17 protein-coding genes and 1 pseudogene are annotated in these 21155 nt (G+C 63.2%); 5 read left to right on the forward strand and 13 right to left on the reverse strand.

Translation table 11 applies throughout. The features are described from left to right. Position 1 precedes the first annotated feature (1 nt). The 4 genes from tilS to ELEN_RS14560 are packed head-to-tail and all read right to left on the reverse strand — an operon-like array spanning position 2 to position 5715. Positions 2 to 1117 (reverse strand): tRNA lysidine(34) synthetase TilS, encoded by a 1116-nt coding sequence (gene tilS, locus ELEN_RS14545; RefSeq protein WP_015761447.1) that lies wholly within the window; start codon positions 1115 to 1117, stop codon positions 2 to 4. Next, a complete protein-coding gene (locus ELEN_RS14550) occupies positions 1117 to 3774 on the reverse strand; it encodes a bifunctional diguanylate cyclase/phosphodiesterase (protein WP_015761448.1) in 2658 nt (885 codons plus the stop codon). The genes tilS and ELEN_RS14550 overlap by 1 nt, the downstream gene beginning before the upstream one ends. Next, a complete protein-coding gene (rlmD, locus tag ELEN_RS14555) occupies positions 3771 to 5087 on the reverse strand; it encodes a 23S rRNA (uracil(1939)-C(5))-methyltransferase RlmD (RefSeq protein WP_015761449.1) in 1317 nt (438 codons plus the stop codon). Before rlmD ends, ELEN_RS14550 begins: the two co-directional genes overlap by 4 nt. Next, complete coding sequence (locus tag ELEN_RS14560; RefSeq protein ID WP_009305266.1) at positions 5065 to 5715, reverse strand: GntR family transcriptional regulator; 651 nt, start codon at positions 5713 to 5715, stop codon at positions 5065 to 5067. Before ELEN_RS14560 ends, rlmD begins: the two co-directional genes overlap by 23 nt. A 376-nt stretch (positions 5716 to 6091) precedes the next feature. Between ELEN_RS14560 and ELEN_RS14565 the strand changes: the two genes are divergently transcribed. The 5 genes from ELEN_RS14565 (at position 6092) to ELEN_RS14585 (ending at position 10622) form a co-directional block, all read left to right on the forward strand. Beyond that, entirely contained in the window at positions 6092 to 6868 is a 777-nt protein-coding gene (locus tag ELEN_RS14565) for a dimethylarginine dimethylaminohydrolase family protein (RefSeq protein ID WP_015761450.1), read from the forward strand. A 300-nt stretch (positions 6869 to 7168) separates the two neighbouring features. Beyond that, positions 7169 to 8671, forward strand: coding sequence for a basic amino acid/polyamine antiporter (locus ELEN_RS14570; protein ID WP_015761451.1), 1503 nt, complete (start codon positions 7169 to 7171; stop codon positions 8669 to 8671). A gap of 153 nt (positions 8672 to 8824) precedes the next feature. Further along, positions 8825 to 9193 carry a phage holin family protein gene (locus tag ELEN_RS14575; RefSeq protein WP_009305269.1) on the forward strand — a complete coding sequence of 123 codons (369 nt, stop codon included), beginning with the start codon at positions 8825 to 8827 and terminating at the stop codon, positions 9191 to 9193. 221 nt (positions 9194 to 9414) lie between these two features. Beyond that, on the forward strand, positions 9415 to 9918 hold the full coding sequence (locus tag ELEN_RS14580; protein WP_009305270.1) for a CidA/LrgA family protein: 504 nt from the start codon (positions 9415 to 9417) through the stop codon (positions 9916 to 9918). Between the two features lie 5 nt (positions 9919 to 9923). Next, positions 9924 to 10622 (forward strand): LrgB family protein, encoded by a 699-nt coding sequence (locus ELEN_RS14585; protein WP_009305271.1) that lies wholly within the window; start codon positions 9924 to 9926, stop codon positions 10620 to 10622. A 570-nt stretch (positions 10623 to 11192) separates the two neighbouring features. Here ELEN_RS14585 and ELEN_RS14590 read toward each other — a convergent pair. The 9 genes and pseudogenes from ELEN_RS14590 to ELEN_RS14630 form a co-directional block, all read right to left on the reverse strand. Continuing rightward, complete coding sequence (locus ELEN_RS14590) at positions 11193 to 12365, reverse strand: iron-containing alcohol dehydrogenase (protein ID WP_015761453.1); 1173 nt, start codon at positions 12363 to 12365, stop codon at positions 11193 to 11195. Positions 12366 to 12474: 109 nt separating this feature from the next. Next, positions 12475 to 13269, reverse strand: a complete 795-nt coding sequence (locus ELEN_RS14595; protein WP_009305273.1) for a ZIP family metal transporter — start codon at positions 13267 to 13269, stop codon at positions 12475 to 12477. 290 nt (positions 13270 to 13559) lie between these two features. Continuing rightward, positions 13560 to 14618 (reverse strand): IS3 family transposase, encoded by a 1059-nt coding sequence (locus tag ELEN_RS14600; RefSeq protein WP_227791323.1) that lies wholly within the window; start codon positions 14616 to 14618, stop codon positions 13560 to 13562. Continuing rightward, positions 14567 to 14929 (reverse strand): annotated as a pseudogene (locus tag ELEN_RS16680) (helix-turn-helix domain-containing protein); the annotation flags it as partial. The pseudogene ELEN_RS16680 and the gene ELEN_RS14600, both read right to left, overlap by 52 nt. A 484-nt stretch (positions 14930 to 15413) precedes the next feature. Next, positions 15414 to 15932, reverse strand: coding sequence for a ferritin (locus tag ELEN_RS14610; protein WP_009305276.1), 519 nt, complete (start codon positions 15930 to 15932; stop codon positions 15414 to 15416). 150 nt (positions 15933 to 16082) lie between these two features. Beyond that, positions 16083 to 17279 (reverse strand): hypothetical protein, encoded by a 1197-nt coding sequence (locus tag ELEN_RS14615; protein ID WP_015761454.1) that lies wholly within the window; start codon positions 17277 to 17279, stop codon positions 16083 to 16085. Between the two features lie 228 nt (positions 17280 to 17507). Next, positions 17508 to 18401: an NrfD/PsrC family molybdoenzyme membrane anchor subunit gene (gene nrfD, locus ELEN_RS14620; RefSeq protein ID WP_015761455.1), complete on the reverse strand. Its 894-nt coding sequence runs from the start codon at positions 18399 to 18401 to the stop codon at positions 17508 to 17510. Between the two features lie 6 nt (positions 18402 to 18407). Further along, complete coding sequence (locus tag ELEN_RS14625) at positions 18408 to 18950, reverse strand: 4Fe-4S dicluster domain-containing protein (protein WP_009305279.1); 543 nt, start codon at positions 18948 to 18950, stop codon at positions 18408 to 18410. Next, positions 18950 to 21151, reverse strand: coding sequence for a molybdopterin-containing oxidoreductase family protein (locus ELEN_RS14630; protein ID WP_015761456.1), 2202 nt, complete (start codon positions 21149 to 21151; stop codon positions 18950 to 18952). Before ELEN_RS14630 ends, ELEN_RS14625 begins: the two co-directional genes overlap by 1 nt. Positions 21152 to 21155 lie beyond the last annotated feature (4 nt).

Raw genomic sequence — 21155 nt, forward strand, 5'->3', positions numbered from 1 at the left:
CCTACCCGCGCTTTCGGCGGGCGCGGTAGGCGGACATGGGCTCTATGCGGACGCCGCGCTTGTTCGCGCTGACGGCGAGGTCGCCTTGGATGTTGGCCACGTAGCCGCTGCGAGGCTTGCCGCCCGCCTCGTCGTCGAACGCGGCCAGCACGGCCTCCACCGAGGCCGTCTCCACGCGGGCGTCGCGACCCAGCATCAGCTGCAGCGCGCGCATCACGGCGCGCCGGCGCAGGGGCAACGGCTCGGCGCCGAATGCGGGCGCCAGCACGCAACCTGCGTCGTACTCGTCGCCGAGCGCTTCGACGTGGCCCGCCATCAGCCCATCCACCATATCCTCCAGCATATCGTCCTCGTCGGCGATGAGGTTCATCGTGCGGCCGAGCACCTCCAGAAGCTGCGGGTTGCGCTCCTTCGCGCGCGGGACGATCTCATGGCGCACGTAGGCCCGGAACCGGTCGGTGTGCGCGTTCGTCGCGTCCTCGCGCCATAAGCAACCCGCGTCGTCGCAGGCCACGGGCGCGCCGTCGCGTTCGCGCTCGGCGATGTAGGCGCGCAGCTCCTCGCGGCTCGCATCCAGCAGGGGGCGCACCACCGGCCCGTTGCGGTACTTCATGGCGCGGAACCCACCCGGCCCCGTGCCCACGATGGAGCGCATGTAGAAGCTCTCCACGCGATCGTCGGCCGTGTGCGCCGTCAGGATGCGTCCATCGGCAAGCGGTGTCGCCGCATGCAAGCAGAGGCTTTCGAGCGCTTCGTTGGCCGCCAGGTAACGCTCACGCCTGGCCACCGCCTCCACGTTCTCGCCCGTGCGCTGCGCCTCTCCCGCTATGTCTATCTCGCACGAGAACAGCGGAACGTCCAGCAGCTCGGCCAACTGAGCGACGAAGCGAGCGTCCTCGTCGGCATCCTCGCCCCGAAGCCGGTGGTTGACGTGCAGCATGGCAAGCTGCCCCAGCGCCCCGCGTTCCCGCAACTCGCAGGCGATATACGCGAGCGCCGTCGAATCCGACCCGCCCGACACCATCAGCATCGCCGGCGTATCGGCATCGGCCAAGCGGCGTGCCGAGAGCACCGCTGCCGCCCGATCGACCAGCGTTTCCGTTTGCACAGCAGCCATCATGCCCTCCCTTCCAAGAACCTCCGCTCGAACTCTTCTTCTGGCAGAGGACGACCGAACAGGAAGCCTTGGATATAATCGAGACCCATGCCGCCCACTACTTCGTATTCTTCGTTGGTCTCCACGCCTTCGAGGCACACGCTGATACCCACGGCGTGGCACAATTCCACCACGAACTTGATGAACGTGGCATCGAACGTGCTCGTCTGGATATCGCGGATGAACGCGCGGTCGATTTTCACGATGTCGGCAGGCGACGTCTTCAACACGCCCAACGACGAGTAGCCCGTACCGAAATCGTCCATAGCCACACGCACGCCTTGCATGCGCAGCTGATCGAACAGCTCATGAGTGACCTGGGCGTCGTCGGCGAAACGGCTTTCGGTCATCTCCACGACGAGGCTCTCAGGAGGCAGCTCCGCCTCTCGCAACGTGTCCACGATAAGAGGAACCAGACCGTCCTCGTCAAGTTGGCGATACGACAGGTTCACGCTCATGGTAAACGAGGGGATCGCCTTCCTCCATCGTTTACAGGTGTCCACAGCATGTTGCAGAACCCACGTGCCCACAGGAACGATAAGACCGCTCTCTTCGAGCAGCGGGATAAACTCGAGCGGCGACAAGTCGCCATACTCGTCGCAACGCCAACGCGCAAGCGCCTCGGCTCCCACGACGCAACCCGTTGCAGCTTCCACCTGAGGCTGGTAGCACAGGCTGAATCCCTTGAAGCCGTTCTCCACGCTGTCCCGCAGCAGCTCCATCAGCTCGAGCTCGCGCACGCGCTCGGCCAGAATAGGCTGCGAGAAGTTTACGCAGCGCTTCTTCCCATGCCCTTTCGCGTGTTCCAACGCGTAATTGGCGTACTTCACGAGGCTCTCGTACGTTTCGGCATCGCCGGGATATTGCGCGATGCCGCCGGACAGCGTGCAATAGAACTTGCGGCCCTCATGATCGTGCTGTCGCTGAAACATACCGCCTAGCTGCGCGTATGCGCTGCGCAGCACGTCGACATCGTCATCGACGATCACGGCGAACTCGTCGCCGTCCAGACGGTACACGCGCGCGTCCTCGGGCAGCGAGCTTTGGATGCGCTGCGCCACGAACCGAATGACCTCATCGCCGAATGCACGGTCGTAGCGGTCGTTGATGTGCCGCAAGTCGTCGATACCCAGCACCATGAGGCTGATCCGCGCGCTCTGCATCGTCTCCATACGACGACGCACGTCGTCCTCGAACTCGAACTTGTTGAAAAGACCGGTCAGCGGGTCGACCTTGCTCTTCTTTCCCAGGTTCGTGATGAACCCGGCGAACAGCAGCGGCTTTCCCTTCGCGTCGAGGATGAGCCGGCCGCGGCATCGCAGACGCACCCATTCGCCTTTGCGGTTGATGGCGCGATACTCCACCCAATGGCGCGTCGTGCGCGCATCGGCGACTTCCTGGTTCGATTCGAGGAACGCCTGCTTGTCGTCAGGATGCACCTTCGAACCCCACACGGCCGCCGCGTTTTCCACCACCTCGGAGGGAAGGTCGAACTCTTCCACCATAGCGCGCGGGTAGCGGAACACGCCGGTTCTCATGTTGCATACGTACAGATAATCGTCGGTGCTCTCGACCAGCGCGTCGTACAGCTTGCTTTCATCGTACGAGAACGAGCACGGATCGACCGACACCCCCCTGCCCGATCGTTCAGCGCTGATCAGGGCGTTGATGTTGCGATCTATATGAAAACGTCGCTTCTCCTCGTACATACGCCGGTCCGCCAAGGCCAGCACCTCGTACAACTCCAGCGGCGCTTCGGGGTCCGCCTCTGCGATGCCGAAGCAGAAACCCATCTCGTAGGGAGGCTCGGTACGGCGCGGAGTCGCGGAGAGCGCAGCGCGTGCGCGCTCGATCTTGACGCGCGTGGAAGCCGCGTCGCCTAGGAATACGCACACGAACTCGTCGCCGCTCAAGCGGAACCCGTAATCGTTGGGACCGAATTCGCATCGTACGGCGTTCGCAGCCGAACGGATCAGGTAATCTCCCTCGGCATGGCCATGAAGATCGTTCACATCCTTCAGCCGGTTGATGTCGTATAGAACGACGGACACCTGCTCGCCCTCGACCGCAGCCCGCGCAAGCGAGATGCCCAGCCGCTCCTTACCGGCTCGGCGCGACAGCATCCCGGTCAGTTCGTCGGTGTTCGCAGAAACGAGCGCCGTGATGTCCACCGACTGCTGCAAATGCACACGCGACCCGTCGACCCAGGTCACCAGGCTGTCGTAGTTGCGGTACGTGCGCCCCGTCATGGAGCTTTCCTCGTCCCACTCCACCAATGGAACTTCGTCGCCGCAGCTTAGAAGCTCGTCAACCGGGCAGAAGGCGCATCGCTCGGTCAAGCCGCGCTGCAGCACCTGCCAGCACACCTTGCCCTCCGGATCCTCCACGCCGTAATCGTGCTTCATGAACCCGTTCATATAAAGAATGCGATCCGTCTTCGGATCAGTCACGTAGATGCTCGTGCGCATGCCTTCGAGAACCGTATCGAACACGAAGCTGCGCAGATCGGTGGAGCCGCCATGGCTCCCGTCGACCGCGAGCGGCGCGTCGTGCCGCATCCTCGGAACCGCTTCGTCAGGCTCATCGTTCGACGACTGACGAATATCGCAATCGCTCATCGGTCGCTCCTTTCAAAGAAGCCCTCGACGCGCTCCACCAGCGCGATCGTCTCGATGTGATCCGTATGAGGGAACATGTCGACCGGCTGCACCGTGCGAACGGCATAGCCGCGCTGGCGCAAAAAGGCCAGGTCGCGCACCTGCGTAGTCGGGTTGCACGAGATGTAGACGATGCGCCGGGGCGCCAGCGTCACTGCGGCCGCGAGGAACTCCTCGCTCGACCCGGCGCGCGGCGGATCCATCAGCAGCACGTCCACAGCATCGCCTGCGGCGGCGCGCTCGCGCATGAACGCCCCTGCATCGCCCACCGCGAACCGAGCGTTCTCCACGCCGTTGTGCTTCGCGTTCTCGCGCGCGTCGCGCACGGCCGACGCCACCGTGTCCACGCCGATCACCTGGCGCGCGCCGCGCTTGGCGGCCACCAGACCAATGGTGCCGGTGCCGCAGTAGGCGTCGATGGCCGTTTCAGAGCCGGTGAAGCCGGCCAGGTCGATGGCGCGCTCGTACAGCACCTCGGTCTGCACGGCGTTCACCTGGTAGAACGACTGCGACGAGATGCGAAAGCTCAGCCCGCACAGCTTGTCCAGGATGAAGCCCGGACCGTACAGCGTCTGCTCGCGCTCGCCGAGAATTACGTTGGTCTGGCGCTCGTTCACGTTCTGCACGACCGACGTGATGCGAGGGCAGCGGCGCACCAGCTCTCGGCAAAACGCGCGCGATGCGGGGAAAGCGCGGCCGTTCGTGACCAGCGTGACCAGGATCTCGCCGCTGGTATGTCCCACGCGCACCACGGCGTGGCGCAGGAAGCCCGTGCCGGAATCCTCGCGGTACGGCTCGATACCGAAGCGCGGCATGAGGTCGCGGACCGTGCGGATGATGCGCTTGGCCTCTTCGTTCTCGATGAGACAGCCGTCGGTGGGGACGATGCGGTGCGATCCGGCCGCGTACATGCCGCAGAGGATCTCGCGGCGCGGCTTCTGAGCGCGCTTGCCGTCGCGGCCGCCGCGCGCGTCGCGCCCCTTCCCCGCCCGAGCGTTCGCGGAGCCTTGCAGCTTGCGACCGGGCGCGTAGGGGGACACCACCTTGTTGCGATAGCAGTACGGCTCATCCATGCCCAGGATGGGCCGCAACGCGGACGCGTCGGCCACGTCGGCGAACAGCTCGGCCACACGCGTGTCCTTGCTTGCGAGCTGCTGCGCGTACGGAACGCCCACGTGCTGGCAGGCGCCGCACTCGCGCTCGACGGGACAGACGGGCGCTTTCTGCGTGGAACGCTGCGCGGGTTGGGCGCTACCAGACGAGGAACTTGGCATTGTCGATGCTCCAATGTACGTCGCGAATAAACCGTTGCAGCTCTTCGCCGTCGCGCAGCTCGAAGAGCCTGACGATTTCCGCATGCTCTTCGTTGGCCTTGCGCAGCAGGCCGTCCAGCTCGTCGGCGCCCACGTTGGCGTACTCCCGTTTCATGAAGTAGCGGTTCATCTGGTGAATCAGCCCTATCAGACGGGTGTTGCCGCACTTGCGCACATAGCAGTCGTGGAAGTCGTGCTGCAGGTCGTCGTATTTCTTGTAGAGGCCCTTCTCGATGGCCAGCTGCATGGAACCGTGCAAAAACTGCAGCTGCGCGATGTCGTCGTCGGTCATGTCGCCCACGGCCAACAGCGCGGCGCGGCCGTCCAGCGGGCCGATGATCTCCACGATTTCGCGGGCGCTGTCCTCCGTCACACGCTTGACGTAGAAGCCCTTGCGCGGCACGTTCTCCAAGTAACCGTCGGCGGCCAGCTGGATGAGCGCCTCGCGCACGGGCGTGCGGCTGACGCCGAGCGCATCGCATATCTGCTGCTCGCTGATCTTGTGATCGTCGGCCAAAGTCCCGCCGTCGATCAGGTCGACGATGTGGTTGTATACATGGTCTTTGAGGGAACGGTATTCGTTCGTCATTTCATCCGCCTGTCGTACGGCTTTCGTGTATGCCAATATACCACAAGCACTACGGCGCATTCGCGCGCTTGCCCCGCATGCATGGAGGTTCTGCCGCATTCGCGCTCGCATTCCGACACGCATCATCGCCCGAAAAACACGCCTCATCGGCTGGAGCGTGTTTTTCGGGCGATGATGCGCTCTGCCCACGCACCCCGATCGCGCCCGAGGGAATTCGAGGGCCGGCGTGCCCCTCGCCGTCGCCAAATGAGACCCACCATCCCCTTTTCAACAACTCCGAAAAACTTCCCGTTTCCTCTTGATTGTATACAATATACAGAATACAATATGCGCCATAGGAAGCAAACGGAAATGATCTCTCACGAAAGGATCCGTCATGACCAAGTTCTCCAACGTCATCGTCCGCCGCCCCGCCAAGTCCATGGTCGAGGGCATCACCTCCGCGCCCGAACTCGGCAAGCCTGATTACGAGAAAGCCCTCAAGCAGCATGACGACTACATCGCGGCCCTCAAGGAGTGCGGCGTCGAAGTGACCGTCCTGCCCGCCCTCGAGCAGTTCCCCGACTCCTGCTTCGTCGAGGATCCCGCGGTCATCACGCGCTGCGGCGCCATCATCACGAACCCGGGCGCCGACAGCCGCAACGGCGAGAAGGACGAGATCGAGCCGGCCGTGCGCCAGTTCTTCGACGACGAGCATGTGAAGCGCATCGTGAGCCCCGGCACGCTGGACGGCGGCGACGTCATGATGGTGGGCGACCACTTCTACGTGGGCCAGTCCGCCCGCACGAACGAAGAGGGCATCCGCCAGTTCTGCGAGATCCTGGAAGGCTGGGGCCTCGAGGGTTCCGAAGTGAAGCTGGAGAAGGTCCTGCACCTGAAGACCGGCGTGAACTACCTGGAGGACGGCAACATGCTGGTGTCCGGCGAGTTCGTGACGAAGCCCGACTTCGAGCAGTACAACCGCATCGAGATCCCCGAGGACGAGGCGTACGCCGCGAACTGCATCTGGGTGAACGGCACCGTCATCGTGCCCGAGGGCTATCCCACCGTGCTGAAGGCCGTGCAAGACGCCGGCTACGAGACGATCACCGTCGATACGTCCGAGTACCGCAAGCTGGACGGCGGCCTGAGCTGCCTGTCGCTGCGCTTCTAACCTGGGGGCTGTTTGTGGCGGCCGCCTAGCCGTTCAGAACCTGGGGGCTTTCGCACCCGGCCCCCGACCGCTCGGCCGGGAAAAGCACTAGCGAACAATTCACTGGATTGTTCGCTAGCTCAAACCCCCAGAACCTTCACGGCTATCCGACTCGTCACAAACAGCTCGTCTCCTCCGTTTTTACATCGCCGCATACGGCGCGCTGCGGCACTTGCCCGGCGCGCCGTTGCATTTCCGACGCTCGCACCTTGCCGTGCCCTGCGTCAGCATTCCCTTCGACCCCCAGATAAAGGAGGGGCTATGTCGAACGCTGCCTCTGAAACCCTCGACGGGAGCCTCGCCGCCAGCGCAGGAGCCTCCCGCGACAAAGGTCAGATCATCGACCCGAACGGCCTCGATCTGTTCCGCCTCACCATGATGGTGATCACGGCCAGCATCTGCGGAGGCATCTTCGCGCTGGCCGGCGACATGGCCGCCGGAGGCGCCAGCACCGGCGCCGTGCTCATCAGCTGGGCCATCTGCTTCGTGGGCGTGTTCTCGCTCATGATGTGCTTCAACGGGCTGTCGCAGGCCCGCCCCGATCTCACCGGCGGCATCTACGCCTACGCGGCAGCCGGATTCGGCGACTTCGTCGGGTTCAACTCCGCATGGGGCTACTGGGTGTCGGCGTGCCTGTCGAGCGTGTCGTTCGCCATCCTGCTGTTCTCGGCGCTGGGGTACTTCTTCCATCCGTTTGAAAGCGGCAACAACCTGCTGTCGTGCGTGTGCGCGTCGGCGTTTCTGTGGCTGCTCGTGTGGCTCGTGTCGCGCGGCGTGAAGGAAGCGGCCGGCATCAACGTCATCGTCACCATCGCGAAGCTCGTGCCGCTTGCGCTGTTCGTGCTGTCCATCGCGCTGCTGGGCAAGTTCGACCCCGCCATCTTCATGGAGAACTTCTGGGGCGAAGCGGGCGGGCCCGACCTTGGCACGCAAATCGTGTCCACCATGATCGCGCTCGTGTGGGTGTTCACCGGCATCGAAGGCGCCGTGGTCATCTCGGGTCGCGCGAAATACGCCCGCGACGTGGGCCGCGCCACAGTCATCGGCTTCATCTCGGTGTTCGTGCTGTACCTCATCATCTCGCTGGAGAGCATGGGCGTCATGCCGCGCGCGCAGATGGCCGAGCTGGCCACCCCGTCGATGGCGGGCATCCTCGAACATGCCATCGGGCCTGTCGGCGCGAGCATCGTGAACCTCGGCGTGGTGCTGTCGCTTCTGGGCGCGATGCTGGGCTACGTGATCATCGCCGCCGAGACGCCGTTCGAAGCCGCGCGCCAGGGCGTGTTCCCGAAGTCGTTCGCGCGCACGAACAAGAACGGAGCGCCCATCGTCACCGTGCTCATCTCGACCGGCATCACGCAGCTGTTCCTGATCGTGTCGGTGTTCTCGTCGTCCACGTACCAATTCTTCTACGCGTGCGCCGTGTCCACCATCCTCATCCCCTACGTGTGCTCGGCGGCCTACTACATGAAGATCGCCTGGAAGCGCGAGCACCTGACGCCCGAGCAGGTGAAGAAAGCCCGCGTGTTCGGCACCGTCGGCTTCGTGTACACGGTGTTCCTCGTGTGGGCGGCCGGGCTGGTGGGAATCATGATCACCACTATCCTGTTCGCTCCCGGCATCATCGTATATGCCATGGGCCAGCGCGAACGCGGCGAGAAGATACTGCCAAACATGGCGGACAAGGCGATAGCCGCCGTCATCGTGGTGCTCATGGCGGTATCGATCGCCCTCATGGCCACCGGGACGATACAGGTGCTGTAGCTCCCACTGCGCCGCCTGCTCGCTCGCGCAGGCGGCGCATACGCGCGGGTCGGCGCCGTTCGTTGGGTTACGGCTCCATGACCGATGTTTTCCGTCTCGCTTTCAGCGTGCTACAGTGATACGGATATATCGTCGCACGTCAAGGAGCGTCCCATGAACTTCATCATCCGCTGGCTCGTCACCGCTATCGCCGTGGGCGTTGCGGTGTGGATCGTTCCGGGCATGGATCTGCTCGGCGGCACCGACGCGTGGGTGGGCATCGCCATCTTCGGCTTGATCCTGTCGCTGATCAACATCAGCATCAAGCCCATCATGCAGGTGCTCAGCCTTCCCATCAGCGTGATCACGCTGGGCATCTTCTACCTGGTGGTGAACACGCTCATGCTGTACATCGCGGCATGGCTGGCCAACGGGATCTTCCAAGTGGGACTGGTCATCGACTCGTTCGGCAGCGCGTTCGTGGCCTCCATCGTCATCAGCATCGTATCGGCGCTGGTGAACGCATTGGTAGGCAAGGACTAGCATCCGGATCGCAACCACCTGCAAGCGGCACCGTCGGTTTCGGCGGTGCCGCTTTCTTTGGTTCGAGAGCGCTCCGAAACGATCGGAAGGGTCGTTTGCGTGAATTCTGAGCGCAGATCGCACGCAAACACGACAACCGCCGTACAATGGGCGCGGCAAAAATTGGGCAGGCGCACAAGCAAAGCGGCGCGTGCGCCCGCATACACGTGAGGATTGGAATCGTGAAACAGCAGACCGACGCCGTCTCAGGCGTCTCCGGGTGCGCGTCCGCACCTGCTCATGGCGATGTCTCTTGGCGCGCGAAAGCAGGACGGGCGGGCAAGCGAGGAGCGCGCTTCGCCGCGCAGCTCGCCCTGGTGGTTGCCGTGTACGGTGCGGGATGCGCGATCGCAAGCGTGCTTCCTGTCCGACTTCCGGGCAACATCGTGGGCATGGTGCTGCTGTTGGTACTGCTGGGCACGGGTCTGCTGAAAGCGCGGCATGTGGGCGACGCCTGCGACTGCCTGCTGGACAACATGTCGCTGTTCTTCATTCCCGCCGGCGTGGCCATCATGGGCTGCGTCTCCCTTTTGGAGGGCAACGCGCTGAAGTTCGCGCTCGTATGCGTAATCACCACGGTGATCGTGTTCTTGGCCACGTCGTACACGGTGATGCTCGTGTCTCGGCTGACGGCGAAGCGCGTCGATGCGACAGGCGTCGCCCGCGTCGCCGACGAGGAGGCGTAGGCGCGATGGACGGCATAGCGCAACTCGCACTGACACTCGCAGTGGGAACCGTCGCCTCGTTCGCAGTGTTCAAGCTTTCCGTGCTGCTGTACGAGCGCGTGAAGTCGCCGCTGCTCAATCCCCTGCTGGTTACCGTCGCGTTCATCATCGCGGCGCTCGTGGCGCTGCGCATCCCCCTGGATTCCTACGAGCAGAGCGTGCAGCTCATCTCGTTTCTGTTAGGACCGGCCACCGTGGCGCTGGCATACTCGGTGTACCGGCAGCGCCAGACGCTCAAGGAGCACTTCGTTCCCATCTTCGCGGGCTGCCTTGTAGGCTCGGTGGTGTCCATGGCTAGCGCCTACGCGCTGTGCAAGCTGCTGGGGCTCGACGATGCGCTTGCGCTGTCGTTCATCCCGAAGTCGGTGACCACACCCATCGCCATCGCGGTATCGCAGCAGCTGGGCGGCATCACGTCCATCACGGTGGCCGCCGTCATCGTCACCGGCATCCTGGGCGCCATCACCGCGCCGCTCATGGCGCGTCTGTTCCGCGTGCGCGACGGCATCGCCAAGGGCGTGGCCATCGGAACGTGCAGCCACGCGGTGGGAACGACGAAGGCCCTTGAGATGGGCGAGCTCGAAGGCGCCATGAGCGGCGTCTCCATCGCCGTGTCAGGTCTGCTGACCACCGCCATCGTCATCGTCGCAAGCTGTTTTCTATAGGAAGACGCCACCTCTCCGCGGCAAGCGGCACGAATGCTTCGCGTGAGACGCCCTTTCGTTTTCGCAGATGAACGCCTCGCTTGCGAACTTTGCGCGCAACCGCTTCGTATATGAGCTAGCCTCGCATCGCATTCGCGTGGAAACCGCGTCGGAAACGCCGGCGAGAAACGTGGAATCCGCGTGGCAAGCGCGTCGGACGCGCGCGAGATCGAGGAAGATCCGCGCTGGATGCGCGCCATCTGCGCATGATACGCGGTCGCTATACTAAGAGGTACGAAGCGCAGAGGCGGCGCGGCACCACACCCCTTTCCACCAGATGCTCCCGAGCGAGGGACCGCACGGAGGGAGGTGGACGCCATGACCGTTTTGGCCTTGATAGCGGCGATCCTTGAGTTCGCTTCCAGCTTGCTGGGGTTCTTGACAGCAATAGCGGAACGGCTCCCGATCCGCAAGGACAAGGAGCCGTAACCAAGTAGCCAAACCGCCGAAGCGATTCGAGAGCCGTGGGGAGTTAGAGCTCCCTGCGGCTCGCCTCTATTATACGAACGGGCGGCGCAAAAGCAAGCGCCGTTACAACGCGATCCTATAGATCTCGCGGGCATCGTCCATGGTGAGCTTCTTGAAGCTGCCGAAGGGCTCGCCCTTGTTCTCTTTGAGCGTGGGGATGAGCTTCTCGATGTCGTCTTCCTCCACGTCGAGCTCCGCGAGCGTGATAGGCATGCCGAGCGAGGCGAAGAACGAGCGCGTCTCGTCGATGGCCGACAGCGCGTCGGCGTTCACGTCGCCCGTAGGCGCCAGTCCGAACACCTCGCGACCGTAGTAGGCGAAGCGCGCCGGGTTCGCATCGTAGACGAACTCCATCCAGGCCGGGAACATGACGGCCAAGCCTGCGCCGTGCGTGATCTCGGGATAGAGGGCCGACAATTCGTGCTCCAGGCCGTGCGTCGCCCAGTCCTCGTGACGGCCGACGCCGGCGAGGCCCTGGTGGCACAACATGCCGGCCCACATCACGTTCGCGCGCGCATCGTAGTTCTCGGGATCCACCATGACGCGCGGCGCCTCGGCGCGCACCGTCTTCATAAGCGACAGGCACAGGTTGTCCGTCACCGGCACCGCGCCCACGTCGTCGAAGAAGCGCTCCAGCAGATGGCAGAACATGTCGGTAAGGCCCGCAGCAGTCTGGAACGGAGGCAACGTGAACGTGAGCTCGGGATTCATGAACGCCAGCTTCGGGCGCTGGGCGTTGTTCGCGTAGCCCGACTTCATCTGCAAGGCGTCGTTCGACACCACCGTGTTCTTCGACGCCTCGCTGCCGGCAGCCGGGATGGTGAGCACCACGGCGATGGGCAGCACGTCGTCCGTCGGCCGCTTCGTCTCGAAGAAATCCCACACGTCCCCGTCGTAGTGCGCGCCCACGGCGATGGCCTTCGCCGAGTCGATGACCGAGCCTCCGCCCACGGCCAGCACCCAGTCGACATCGTGCTCCTTGCACAGCGCGATGCCTTCGCGAGCAAGCGTGATCTCGGGGTTCGGACGCACGCCGCCCAGCTCCACGTGCTTGATGCCCTGTGCATCCAACGATGCCTTCACGCGGTCGATCAGGCCGCTTTTCACGGCGCTCTGGCCGCCGAAGTGCAGCAGCACCGTACGCGCACCGCACTCGGCCAGCTTGCTTCCCACCTGCTCTTCAGCGCCCTTTCCGAACACGAAGTGGGTCGGCGACACGAATTCGAAGTTCTCCATAGACGTTCCTTTCCGCCATGCGTTCACGTCATGTTGATTGTTCGTGGTGCAACGTATCACATAGTACTACCAGCAGCGTCTCCAAGAAAGAGCATCCTGCACCGCGCCTCTAGCCCAGCGCCACGTCCAGGATCATCATGACCAGGAAGCCGGCCATCACGCCCAGCGTGCCGGCGTTGGAGTGCTCGCCCAGATGCGCCTCGGGGATAAGCTCCTCCACCACAACGTACATCATGGCACCGGCTGAGAACGCCAGCATCCACGGCATGTACGGCGAGATGAGCCCGGCGAACAGCACCACGAGGATGCCGAACACCGGCTCAGCCAAACCCGACAGCGCTCCCAATGCGAACGCCTTCGGTGCGCTCATGCCCTCCTGCAGCATGGGCAGCGCCACTGCTGCGCCCTCGGGCACGTTCTGGATACCGATGCCGATAGCCAGCGCCACGGCCATGCCGAACATGGCGGGGTCGCCGCCGTTCTGGGCAGCCATGGCGAACAGTAGGCCAACGCTCATGCCTTCGGGGATATTATGCAACGTGACGGCCGTGAACAGGAGCGTGGGACGATCCCATTTGCTGGGCAGGCCCTCGGGCTTGCTCTCGCCCGGATGCAGGTGCGGCAACAGCTGGTGCAGCACCATGAGGAACGCCACGCCGATGGCGAATCCACCCGCAGCGGGAATCCACCCGACCTGCCCCGCTTCCTCCGCGCGCTCGATGGCGGGAATCAGCAACGACCACACAGACGCCGCTATCATTACGCCAGCCGCGAATCCTAGGAATATCCGCTGAAACACCATGCTGTTGCGCTTGCGAAACAGAAAAACCGACGCAGCGCCCAACGTGGTCATCAAGAAGGTGAAGCCGGTCCCGCCGGCAGCCCACAGCAAAGCAGTTTGCATGCTTGCTCCTATCGTATTCACTCGTTCGTGTCCATCGGCGCGTCGCACGGAATCGGGGAAACCGACGGCATCGCGCAGAGCCGTGTCCTTGTATCAATCCACAGTGTACGACAATAATCGATCGCGCACGCGATGCTTTCCCTCAGCGTCAACTTGAAGCTGCCAGCGCACGGGACCCCATCATCGCCCGAAAAACACGCCTCAGCGCGTGGAGCGTGTTTTTCGGGCGATGATGGGGGGGGCTTGCAGTGAACTGCGCCCCGGTTCTTGGACAAGGAAAATAAAGGTGGCTATGCTGCTAAGGACTGGTTCCGGAATTCCTCCGGGGTCAGTCCTTTCAGTTTAACCTGCCTTCGCCTCGTGTTCCAGTGGACGATGTACGCCTCGAGCCTCTCCTTGAACTCCTCGAAGCTCTCGAAGCTCTGCCCGCGGAAGAACTCGTCCTTGATATGGCCGAAGACCTGCTCGGTCGCGCCGTTGTCGATGCAGTTGCCCTTTCTCGACATGCTCTGGACGATGCCCGCCTCCTCGAGCGTCTTGCAATAACCGTCGTGCTGGTACTGCCATCCCATGTCGGAGTGCATGACCGGGCTCGCGGCCTCCGGCATCTTCGCCAGCAGGCCTTCCAGCATCTCCTTTTGCTGCGCCATGTTCGCAGACCGCGATATGCTCCAGGACACGATCTCCTTGCTGCCGAAGTCGTACGCTGGGGCAAAGTAGGCCCTGCCCCACGGGGCCTTGAACTCGGTGACGTCCGTGCCGAGCTTCTGCCAGGGTTCGTCGGCTGAGAAGTCCCTGTCCAGGACGTTGTCGAACGCCCTGCCGACAACGCCTTTGAACGAGTTGTACCTGTGGTAGTCGCTCTCGCGCCGGATGCCGCAGCTGATGCCCATCTCGTGCATGATCTTCAGTGCGGTCTTGTCGGCTATCGCCACGTCCTCCTCGGCGCGCAGGGCCATGGCGACCTGCCTGTGTCCGCAGCCGTTGGCCGTGCGGGAGAACACCTCCGCCACCTTCTCCCATAGCTCCGGCCTCGTCGGCCTCGGCGGGTGCGAGCGGGCGCGGTAGTAAGTCGATCTCGGGAGCCCGGCGGCTGCCAACAGGTCGGAAAGAGCGTGGCCTTGCCCTGAAAGCATCTCGATCACTTGGGACTTCTCCCAGCTCGAGACTTCTCCGCCTCCAGGGCGCGGACTTTTTTTAAGTAGGCGTTCTCGGCTTCGAGCCTGCGCACGCGCGCCTCGAGCTCTTGCTCGCGCGTCTTGGGCGCGCTTTGAGCCGCAGATCCCTTCGGCCTGCCCTTGGGCTTGGGCCTGAGAGCGTCGGCCCCGCCTTCGCGGTAGAGCCGGCACCAGGAGTCGAGCGGGGTCCTCGACGCGATGCCGAAGGCGGCCATGGCCTCGGGCTTGCCCATCCCCTCGTCCACGACGGCCCGAGCTGCGGCGACCTTCGTCTCCCAAGCGTATCTCGTTTTCCGGCTACCCATGCAGAGCAGCACCTCGCTTCCGACCGACCTGTACGTCAGAAGCCATTTTTCCACGATGCTGGCCGACATGCAAAGCCTCGCGGCGACGATGTCCCTGCCGTACCCCTCGTCGAACAGCTCGACCGCTAGTTCGCGCATCTTCCTGTCATGCTTCGGCGGCATAAAGAAGCCTCCCATCTCTCGAACTTTACTTTCTTGTCCAAGAAATGGGAGGCAGTTCACGTCGGAGCCCCCCCCCCCGACGCAACGAGGCCGGGGATGCTCCCCGGCCTCATCGAAAGGAATACCGACAGTACCGCTTGGCTGAAAGCCTACTAGCCCACCGCTCACACGATGTTCGTAGCAATACCTCACGAGACTGTTTACTTGGCGAAGATAGTCTTTATTCGTTCGTATTGCGATTTTTTTTATCAACTGTCGGACAACGCCGATTGTACGCTCTTTTGTTCGGTTTGCGAACCCTCAGAAGCGTTTTTGTGCAGGTGAACAACCAAATCGTTGCCAATCGTCACCGCGTTGTCACGCCTCCGTTTCGGGTCGGCTACGCAAACTTCCCGGCCGCAAGGTCACGCCCGAGCAGTGAGGCAGTACCTGGGTTCGCTGTAAACGAAAAAACGCCCCCGCATGGGCGGGGGCGCGATAGCTCGGAGATGCTTGCGACCTATTCCGCAGCAGCCAGCGGGGACGGCACGGAGTACACGCGGGCGGCGTTCTCCTGATCGAGGTCGTACAAGGCCTTCGCATCGGAGCCGAACAGCTTCATGCGGGTGATCATCTTGTCGGCGTTGTCCTCTTCCTCCTGCTGCTCCTCGATGAACCAGTCGAGGAACTTCATGGTGCGGTAGTCCTTCACCTCGGCAGCGGCGGCGTAGATGTCGTTGATGAGGCTGGTCACGTACTTCTCGTGCTCGAGCGCGGCCTCCAACGGCTCCAGGAACGTGGTGAATTCCTTGTCGGGCTGATCGATGGCCAGCAGCTTCACCTTGCAACCGTTCTCGTGCAGGTAGTTGCGGAAGATAAGAGCATGGTCGCGTTCTTCCTTGGCCTGGATCTCGTACCAGTTGGCAAAGCCCTCGAGACCCTCCTCCTCGTAGTAGTCGGCGAAGGACAGATACAGATACGAAGAGTACAGCTCCTTGTTGATCTGATCGTTCAGCAATTCGTACACGCGTGCGTCCATGAGCATCTCCTTCTTGGGTCGTACGGGGGTGTAAACAGGTTGGGCACCCCGTTTCATCTGCGTATATGATAAACCTCATAAGGCTTTCCGACGAGGTTCGCGCGCACGCTCGCGCCAAATCAACACAGCGGCCAACCGGATGCCAGATGCTTATTCGACCTCTTCGGCCAAGTCGAGCAGCTCGCCCTCTTCGCTCGCCCTCCGCGCGGGTTCGCCCGCCGCATGGAGCCGCCCTATGGCCGCCACCACCTCGCTCAGCACTACAGCCACGATGTAGATCGATAGGACGCTCGACCACAGCAACTGGGCGTGAGCGCCGAACAGCTGAAATACGGTCATGCCGACCACCACGCTGGCCGCACAGCTTGCGCAAAACGCAGCGAACACTTTGGAGAATCCCACGTCGGAGCTCTTCGCCATCCACAACAGAACCACGAGACCCAGCACGTTCATCAACGCCACGCCCAAATAGGAGATGGTGGAGAACAGCATCAGCCCCGATAAGGCGCCGGTAACGTTGGCGATCGGGCACACAAGCATGAGAGCCGCCGCAACGGGAAGCGCTATACGGTAGAACGCTTGAAGAATGCCGCCTCGCGCGCGGTACGCGTGCGCAACTACCCACCATACCACTATGGCTAGCAGCAGATACGCCATCGGCTTGTACGCGACGTCCCCGGACTCGACACCGATCCGATCGGACCATAGCGTCAAACCGATCGTGAAGAAGTTGAACATGAGACCGGCAACCGCCGCCCATCCCTTCTGCATGACTTCGCGCATGGTTTCGAGCGGCTTTACCGCGACGACGCTGCGCAAGCCGGCCTTGATTTCGTCGGCCTGCACGATCTGGCTCGCCAGCAAGGGCAGCGCCCCGCACGATACCAAGACGAGCATTCCAAGGCAGAACAGAAACGGCGTGCCGGCATGCGACACCACGAACCACCAGCACGAGGCCGCCAAGAATGCCAGCATCGTGTTGAGCAGTGCCCCTTGGTAGGAAAACAGACGATAGTAGCGACCCCATTGACGCAGCAGGCAGGTCAGGCCGAAGCCCAGGAACAAACCAGCGCCCGCAGCGCTCACCGGAGTAGGCAAAACCTGGTAGAGCAACGCGCACAGTACGCCCGCGATCGATGCGAGCAGCCCTACGCCGATGGACCAGCGTCGCTTCTCGCCGTCGTGCGCTGAAACGAACACGACGACGCACAACGCCACAACGCCCACAAGGAAAGAATGGATGAACAGATCCGCCGCGCCTTCGAGCGCATAGGCGCCCAGCAGCAGATTATCGGCATGCAGGCATAGCGCGAATCCGGCAAGAACGCAGGACAGCGCCAAGCCCATGGGCGACCACTCGCGAGCATATTTCGTGATACCGTTGATCAGATTACCTTTCCATGAAGCGATCTATTATAGTGCAAAAGCACGTAAACGCAGGTAACAGATACCAGATCGGCCGCGTGAGAAGTCCTTGATCCCAGCGTTGCGCAGCAGAAACGCTCGGCAGCCCGCAAACGCACGCGCGCCGCCCCGGAGGAGCGGCGCGCGGAACATCAGGCTGGGCGATGCCCGTTACAACATGGGCACCACCATGGTCAGCGGCAGAGCCGCGACCACCACCAGGTAGCGCAGCAGGAAGCCGCCCACCAGCACGCCCGCGTCGGACGCGGCGCTGATCCAGTGAGCTTTGCGGCTCTCCTCGAACTCCTTCGGGCTGAAGAACAGAAGCCACGTCTCCAGCGCCGTGGGCAGCACGAGGCCGATGAGCACGAGCCCGATCCAGAACAGCGGCGCGTATCCGCCGACCAGCAGCGACATCACCGAGTTCCAGCCGGCCGTGGAATTCGTGCACGTGATGAACATGAGCGCAGCGATCAGCACAAGCTCGATGACGGGCAGGCAGAAGTGGAACTTCTTGAGCACGCCCACGCGGTTGAACTCGTCAGCATGCCTGAAGATGCCGATGAGCAGCACCGACGCCGCGCCGGTAGACATGGCCGACACGAGGAACAAGATAGGCAGCAGCGCGTTGTTCCACAGCGGGAACGTCTTGCACACGCCCAGCAGGGCGCCCGTGTACATGGCCACGGCCACGCCGAACACCACGCCGGCGATGTCGAGCCACACCGGCACGCGCTTCTTCACGAAGTCGAGGACCACCACGACCAGCGATATCACCGTGAAGCCGCCGAGGAACACGACGCCCCAGGTCATGACCGATCCGAAGTTTGTCAGCAGCAGGGCGAAGCGCAGCGGGTTCATGAGGCCCGCCTTCGCATCGAACATCAGCAAGCACAGGCCGATGATCACCACGATAGGCGCCACCAGATGCCCGATCTTGCGCATCGACACGGCCTCGGGATGTCGCCACCCCAGAAAAGCCGAGGTCACGAACGCGCCGCCGCCGAGACCGGCGAGGAACAGATACCATGCGATGATGGCACCCCAAATAGGTTCAAACGTCATCGTTCATCACCTCACGTAAAATACTTTGGACTTGGTCAGGTCGCCTGCGATAGGCTGCGCGTTCGTCGCGACGATCTCCTTCGAGATGTCGCTGTCCGGGTCGTCCAGATCGCCGAACATACGCGCCCCCGTCAGGCAAGCCTCCACGCACGAGCACATCTTCGTGCCCGTCGTCTCGGCCGACACCGTGCAGAAGCGGCACTTGTCCACCGCGCCCGTCTCCTCGTTGCGCACGCGCACCTGGTAGGGGCACGCCGCCATGCAGTACAAACAGCCGATGCAGCGGCCGTGGTCCACGCCCACGATGCCGTCCGCGCCGATATAGGCGGCGCCGGTGGGGCACACCGCCACGCAGGGGGCGTCCTCGCAGTGCATGCACTGCAAAGGCACCGTCTCCACGCGCACGTTGGGATACGTTCCCACCTCGTGCTCCTCGTAACGGATGAAGTCCTCGGTGGGCAACAGGTTGTTCTGGCGCTGGCAGGCCACGCGGCAGGCGTAGCAGCCGATGCACTTCTTCGTGTTGATGAGCATTCCGTAGCGAGCCATTACGCACCTGCCTTCTTAACGTTGACGACCGTCTCCTGCGTGCAGGCCGACCCGTAGCCCGGCTCCATGCGGAAGGGAACGTAGTCCATCTGGCGCAGGCCCACCTCGTAGGCGGTGTGCTGGTCGGGCGACGAGCAACCGTAGTGGCTGGGCATGTACAACGCCGTCGGGTTGATGCGCTGCGTGACCTTCACGCGCACGCGACCCGTGTGCTGGCCGTTGGACACCTCCACCTCGTCGCCGTCGGCGATGCCGCGGCGGGCAGCCGTGTCGGCGTTCATCCACACGCGCGTGAGGTCGTAGTCCTTCGTGATCTGCATGAGGTCCTCGATGTTGGCCGTCTGGGTGTGGCTGTGGATGGCCTGCTTGCCGCCGATCAAGCGCAGCTCGTCGCCCATGGGCATGACAGCCGGTTCGACCCACACCGGATAGGGCGACAGCCCCGCCTTCTCGCACGCCTCGCTGGCGAACTGCACCTTCTCGGTGGGCGTCTTCCACTTCGGCGTGGAGCCGTAGGAGAACTCCTTTTCGGGGAAGTGCGCCGTGCCCGTCTTCTTCAGCGCTTCCAGCGACAGCCCCACGGTTTGGAGCTGAGCGTCGGCCAGCTCGTCCACGCTGAACTGGAAGTACTCGCCCACGCCGCACGCCTCGGCCAGCTCGGAGAAGATCTGGTCCACCGGACGCGTGTTGGGATGCACCTTCTCCAGCACCTGGTCGCGCAGCGCGACAGCCGGCACCTTGCCACCGATGAACTCCGGCAGCTCGAGGCGCTCGAGGTAGCTGGTATCGGGCAGCACGTAGTCGGCCAGCAGGGCCGTTTCGGACATCTGCACGTCCACGACCACTATGAGGTCCAGCTGCGACAGCGCGTCAGCCAAGTACGCCGTGTTCGAATAACCGGCGGCCATGTTCGAGTTGTAGAAGAACATGCCCTTGATGTCGCCGTTCTTGGCCTGCTCGGCGGCGAAGAGGTTCGTGCCCATGCTGGTCAGCGCCAGCGGGTACTCCTCGGTGCCGGCGATCTTGTTCTCGGGCTTCGGCACGCTGGGGAACTTCTCCTTGTCCACATCGCCCGCAGACACGCTGGGCGTGAAGATGGCGCCGCCCTCCTGGTTCCAGCAGCCCAGCAGCGTGTTGAACAGGCATACTGCGCGCGCCGTCTCGCCGGAGTTCGCGTACGAGCAGCCGAACGCGCCGCGCCAGCTGGGCTCGATGGACGCCGCGGGGGCCGCTTCGGCGAACTCCACAGCCAAACGCGCGATAGTGGTTGCGGGGATGCCGGTGATCTTCTCGGCCCATTCGGGCGTGCAGTCGGCCAGCGACGCGGCCCAATCCTCGAAACCCACCGCGTTATCGGCCACATACTGCTTGTCGTACAGGCCGCGCGTCACCAGCACGTTCGACATGGCCAGCAGGAAGGCCAAGTCGGTACCGGGGTTGATGGGCACCCATTCGTCGGCGAACGCGATGGAGTTGTTGCAGCGCGGATCCACCAGCACGATATGCGCGCCGTTTTCGTGGGCGCGCTGCAGCTCTGCCACCGAACTGGGGCGAATGGCGTCGGCGTAGCTGCGGCCGATGAACATCGTCATCTTGGAGTTCTCCATGTCGGACGCATAGCTGGCCGCGCCGATGGCCTGGGTGAAGCCGCTTTCCTTCGACAGATTGCAGGCAGCGCCGTGCGTGTACACGTTCGCCGAGCCCAGCGCGTTCATGAAGCGCTTCGTGTAGTACTTGCCCGACGGACGCGGATCCTGCACCATGGCAAGCGCCTGCGGCCCCTTGTCGGCGATGATGGCCTTCACCTTCTCGGCGATCTCGCTGTAGGCCTGATCCCACGAGATGGCCTCGAATGCGCCCTTGTCGTTCTTCTTGAGCGGATCGGTGAGGCGGTCCTTCGAATAGGCGATCTGGGAATAGCCGTAGCCACGGGCGCAGAGCTTGCCCTGGGCGTACGGATGGTCCTCGTCGCCGATAAGCTTCGTCAGGCGCCCGTCGACGACGTACGCCGTGAAACCGCATTTGCTCGAGCAGGCGTTGCACAGCGAATGGACGGTCTTGGTTTCTCCCCCTTGGGCCCCGTCATCAGCGTGCGCCTGCTCCCAAGCGTCGAAGCTCACATAGCCGGCCGCCGCCGTGAGCGCGACCGCTCCGGCGCTGCCAGCCAGGAAGCTCCGCCTGGTTATAGCGTGTTCTGACATAGCT

The organism is Eggerthella lenta DSM 2243 (assembly GCF_000024265.1).
GTDB classification, from domain to species: domain Bacteria; phylum Actinomycetota; class Coriobacteriia; order Coriobacteriales; family Eggerthellaceae; genus Eggerthella; species Eggerthella lenta.

Coding starts and splice junctions, on each gene's coding strand:
- ELEN_RS14565 (WP_015761450.1), top strand. CDS start 6,092: ATGACCAAGTTCTCCAACGTCATCGTCCGCCGCCCCGCCAAGTCCATG.
- ELEN_RS14625 (WP_009305279.1), bottom strand. CDS start 18,950: ATGGCTCGCTACGGAATGCTCATCAACACGAAGAAGTGCATCGGCTGC.
- ELEN_RS14570 (WP_015761451.1), top strand. CDS start 7,169: ATGTCGAACGCTGCCTCTGAAACCCTCGACGGGAGCCTCGCCGCCAGC.
- ELEN_RS14590 (WP_015761453.1), bottom strand. CDS start 12,365: ATGGAGAACTTCGAATTCGTGTCGCCGACCCACTTCGTGTTCGGAAAG.
- nrfD (WP_015761455.1), bottom strand. CDS start 18,401: ATGACGTTTGAACCTATTTGGGGTGCCATCATCGCATGGTATCTGTTC.
- ELEN_RS14585 (WP_009305271.1), top strand. CDS start 9,924: ATGGACGGCATAGCGCAACTCGCACTGACACTCGCAGTGGGAACCGTC.
- ELEN_RS14560 (WP_009305266.1), bottom strand. CDS start 5,715: ATGACGAACGAATACCGTTCCCTCAAAGACCATGTATACAACCACATC.
- rlmD (WP_015761449.1), bottom strand. CDS start 5,087: ATGCCAAGTTCCTCGTCTGGTAGCGCCCAACCCGCGCAGCGTTCCACG.
- ELEN_RS14630 (WP_015761456.1), bottom strand. CDS start 21,151: ATGTCAGAACACGCTATAACCAGGCGGAGCTTCCTGGCTGGCAGCGCC.
- ELEN_RS14615 (WP_015761454.1), bottom strand. CDS start 17,279: ATGGGCTTGGCGCTGTCCTGCGTTCTTGCCGGATTCGCGCTATGCCTG.
- ELEN_RS14610 (WP_009305276.1), bottom strand. CDS start 15,932: ATGGACGCACGCGTGTACGAATTGCTGAACGATCAGATCAACAAGGAG.
- ELEN_RS14595 (WP_009305273.1), bottom strand. CDS start 13,269: ATGCAAACTGCTTTGCTGTGGGCTGCCGGCGGGACCGGCTTCACCTTC.
- tilS (WP_015761447.1), bottom strand. CDS start 1,117: ATGGCTGCTGTGCAAACGGAAACGCTGGTCGATCGGGCGGCAGCGGTG.
- ELEN_RS14550 (WP_015761448.1), bottom strand. CDS start 3,774: ATGAGCGATTGCGATATTCGTCAGTCGTCGAACGATGAGCCTGACGAA.
- ELEN_RS14575 (WP_009305269.1), top strand. CDS start 8,825: ATGAACTTCATCATCCGCTGGCTCGTCACCGCTATCGCCGTGGGCGTT.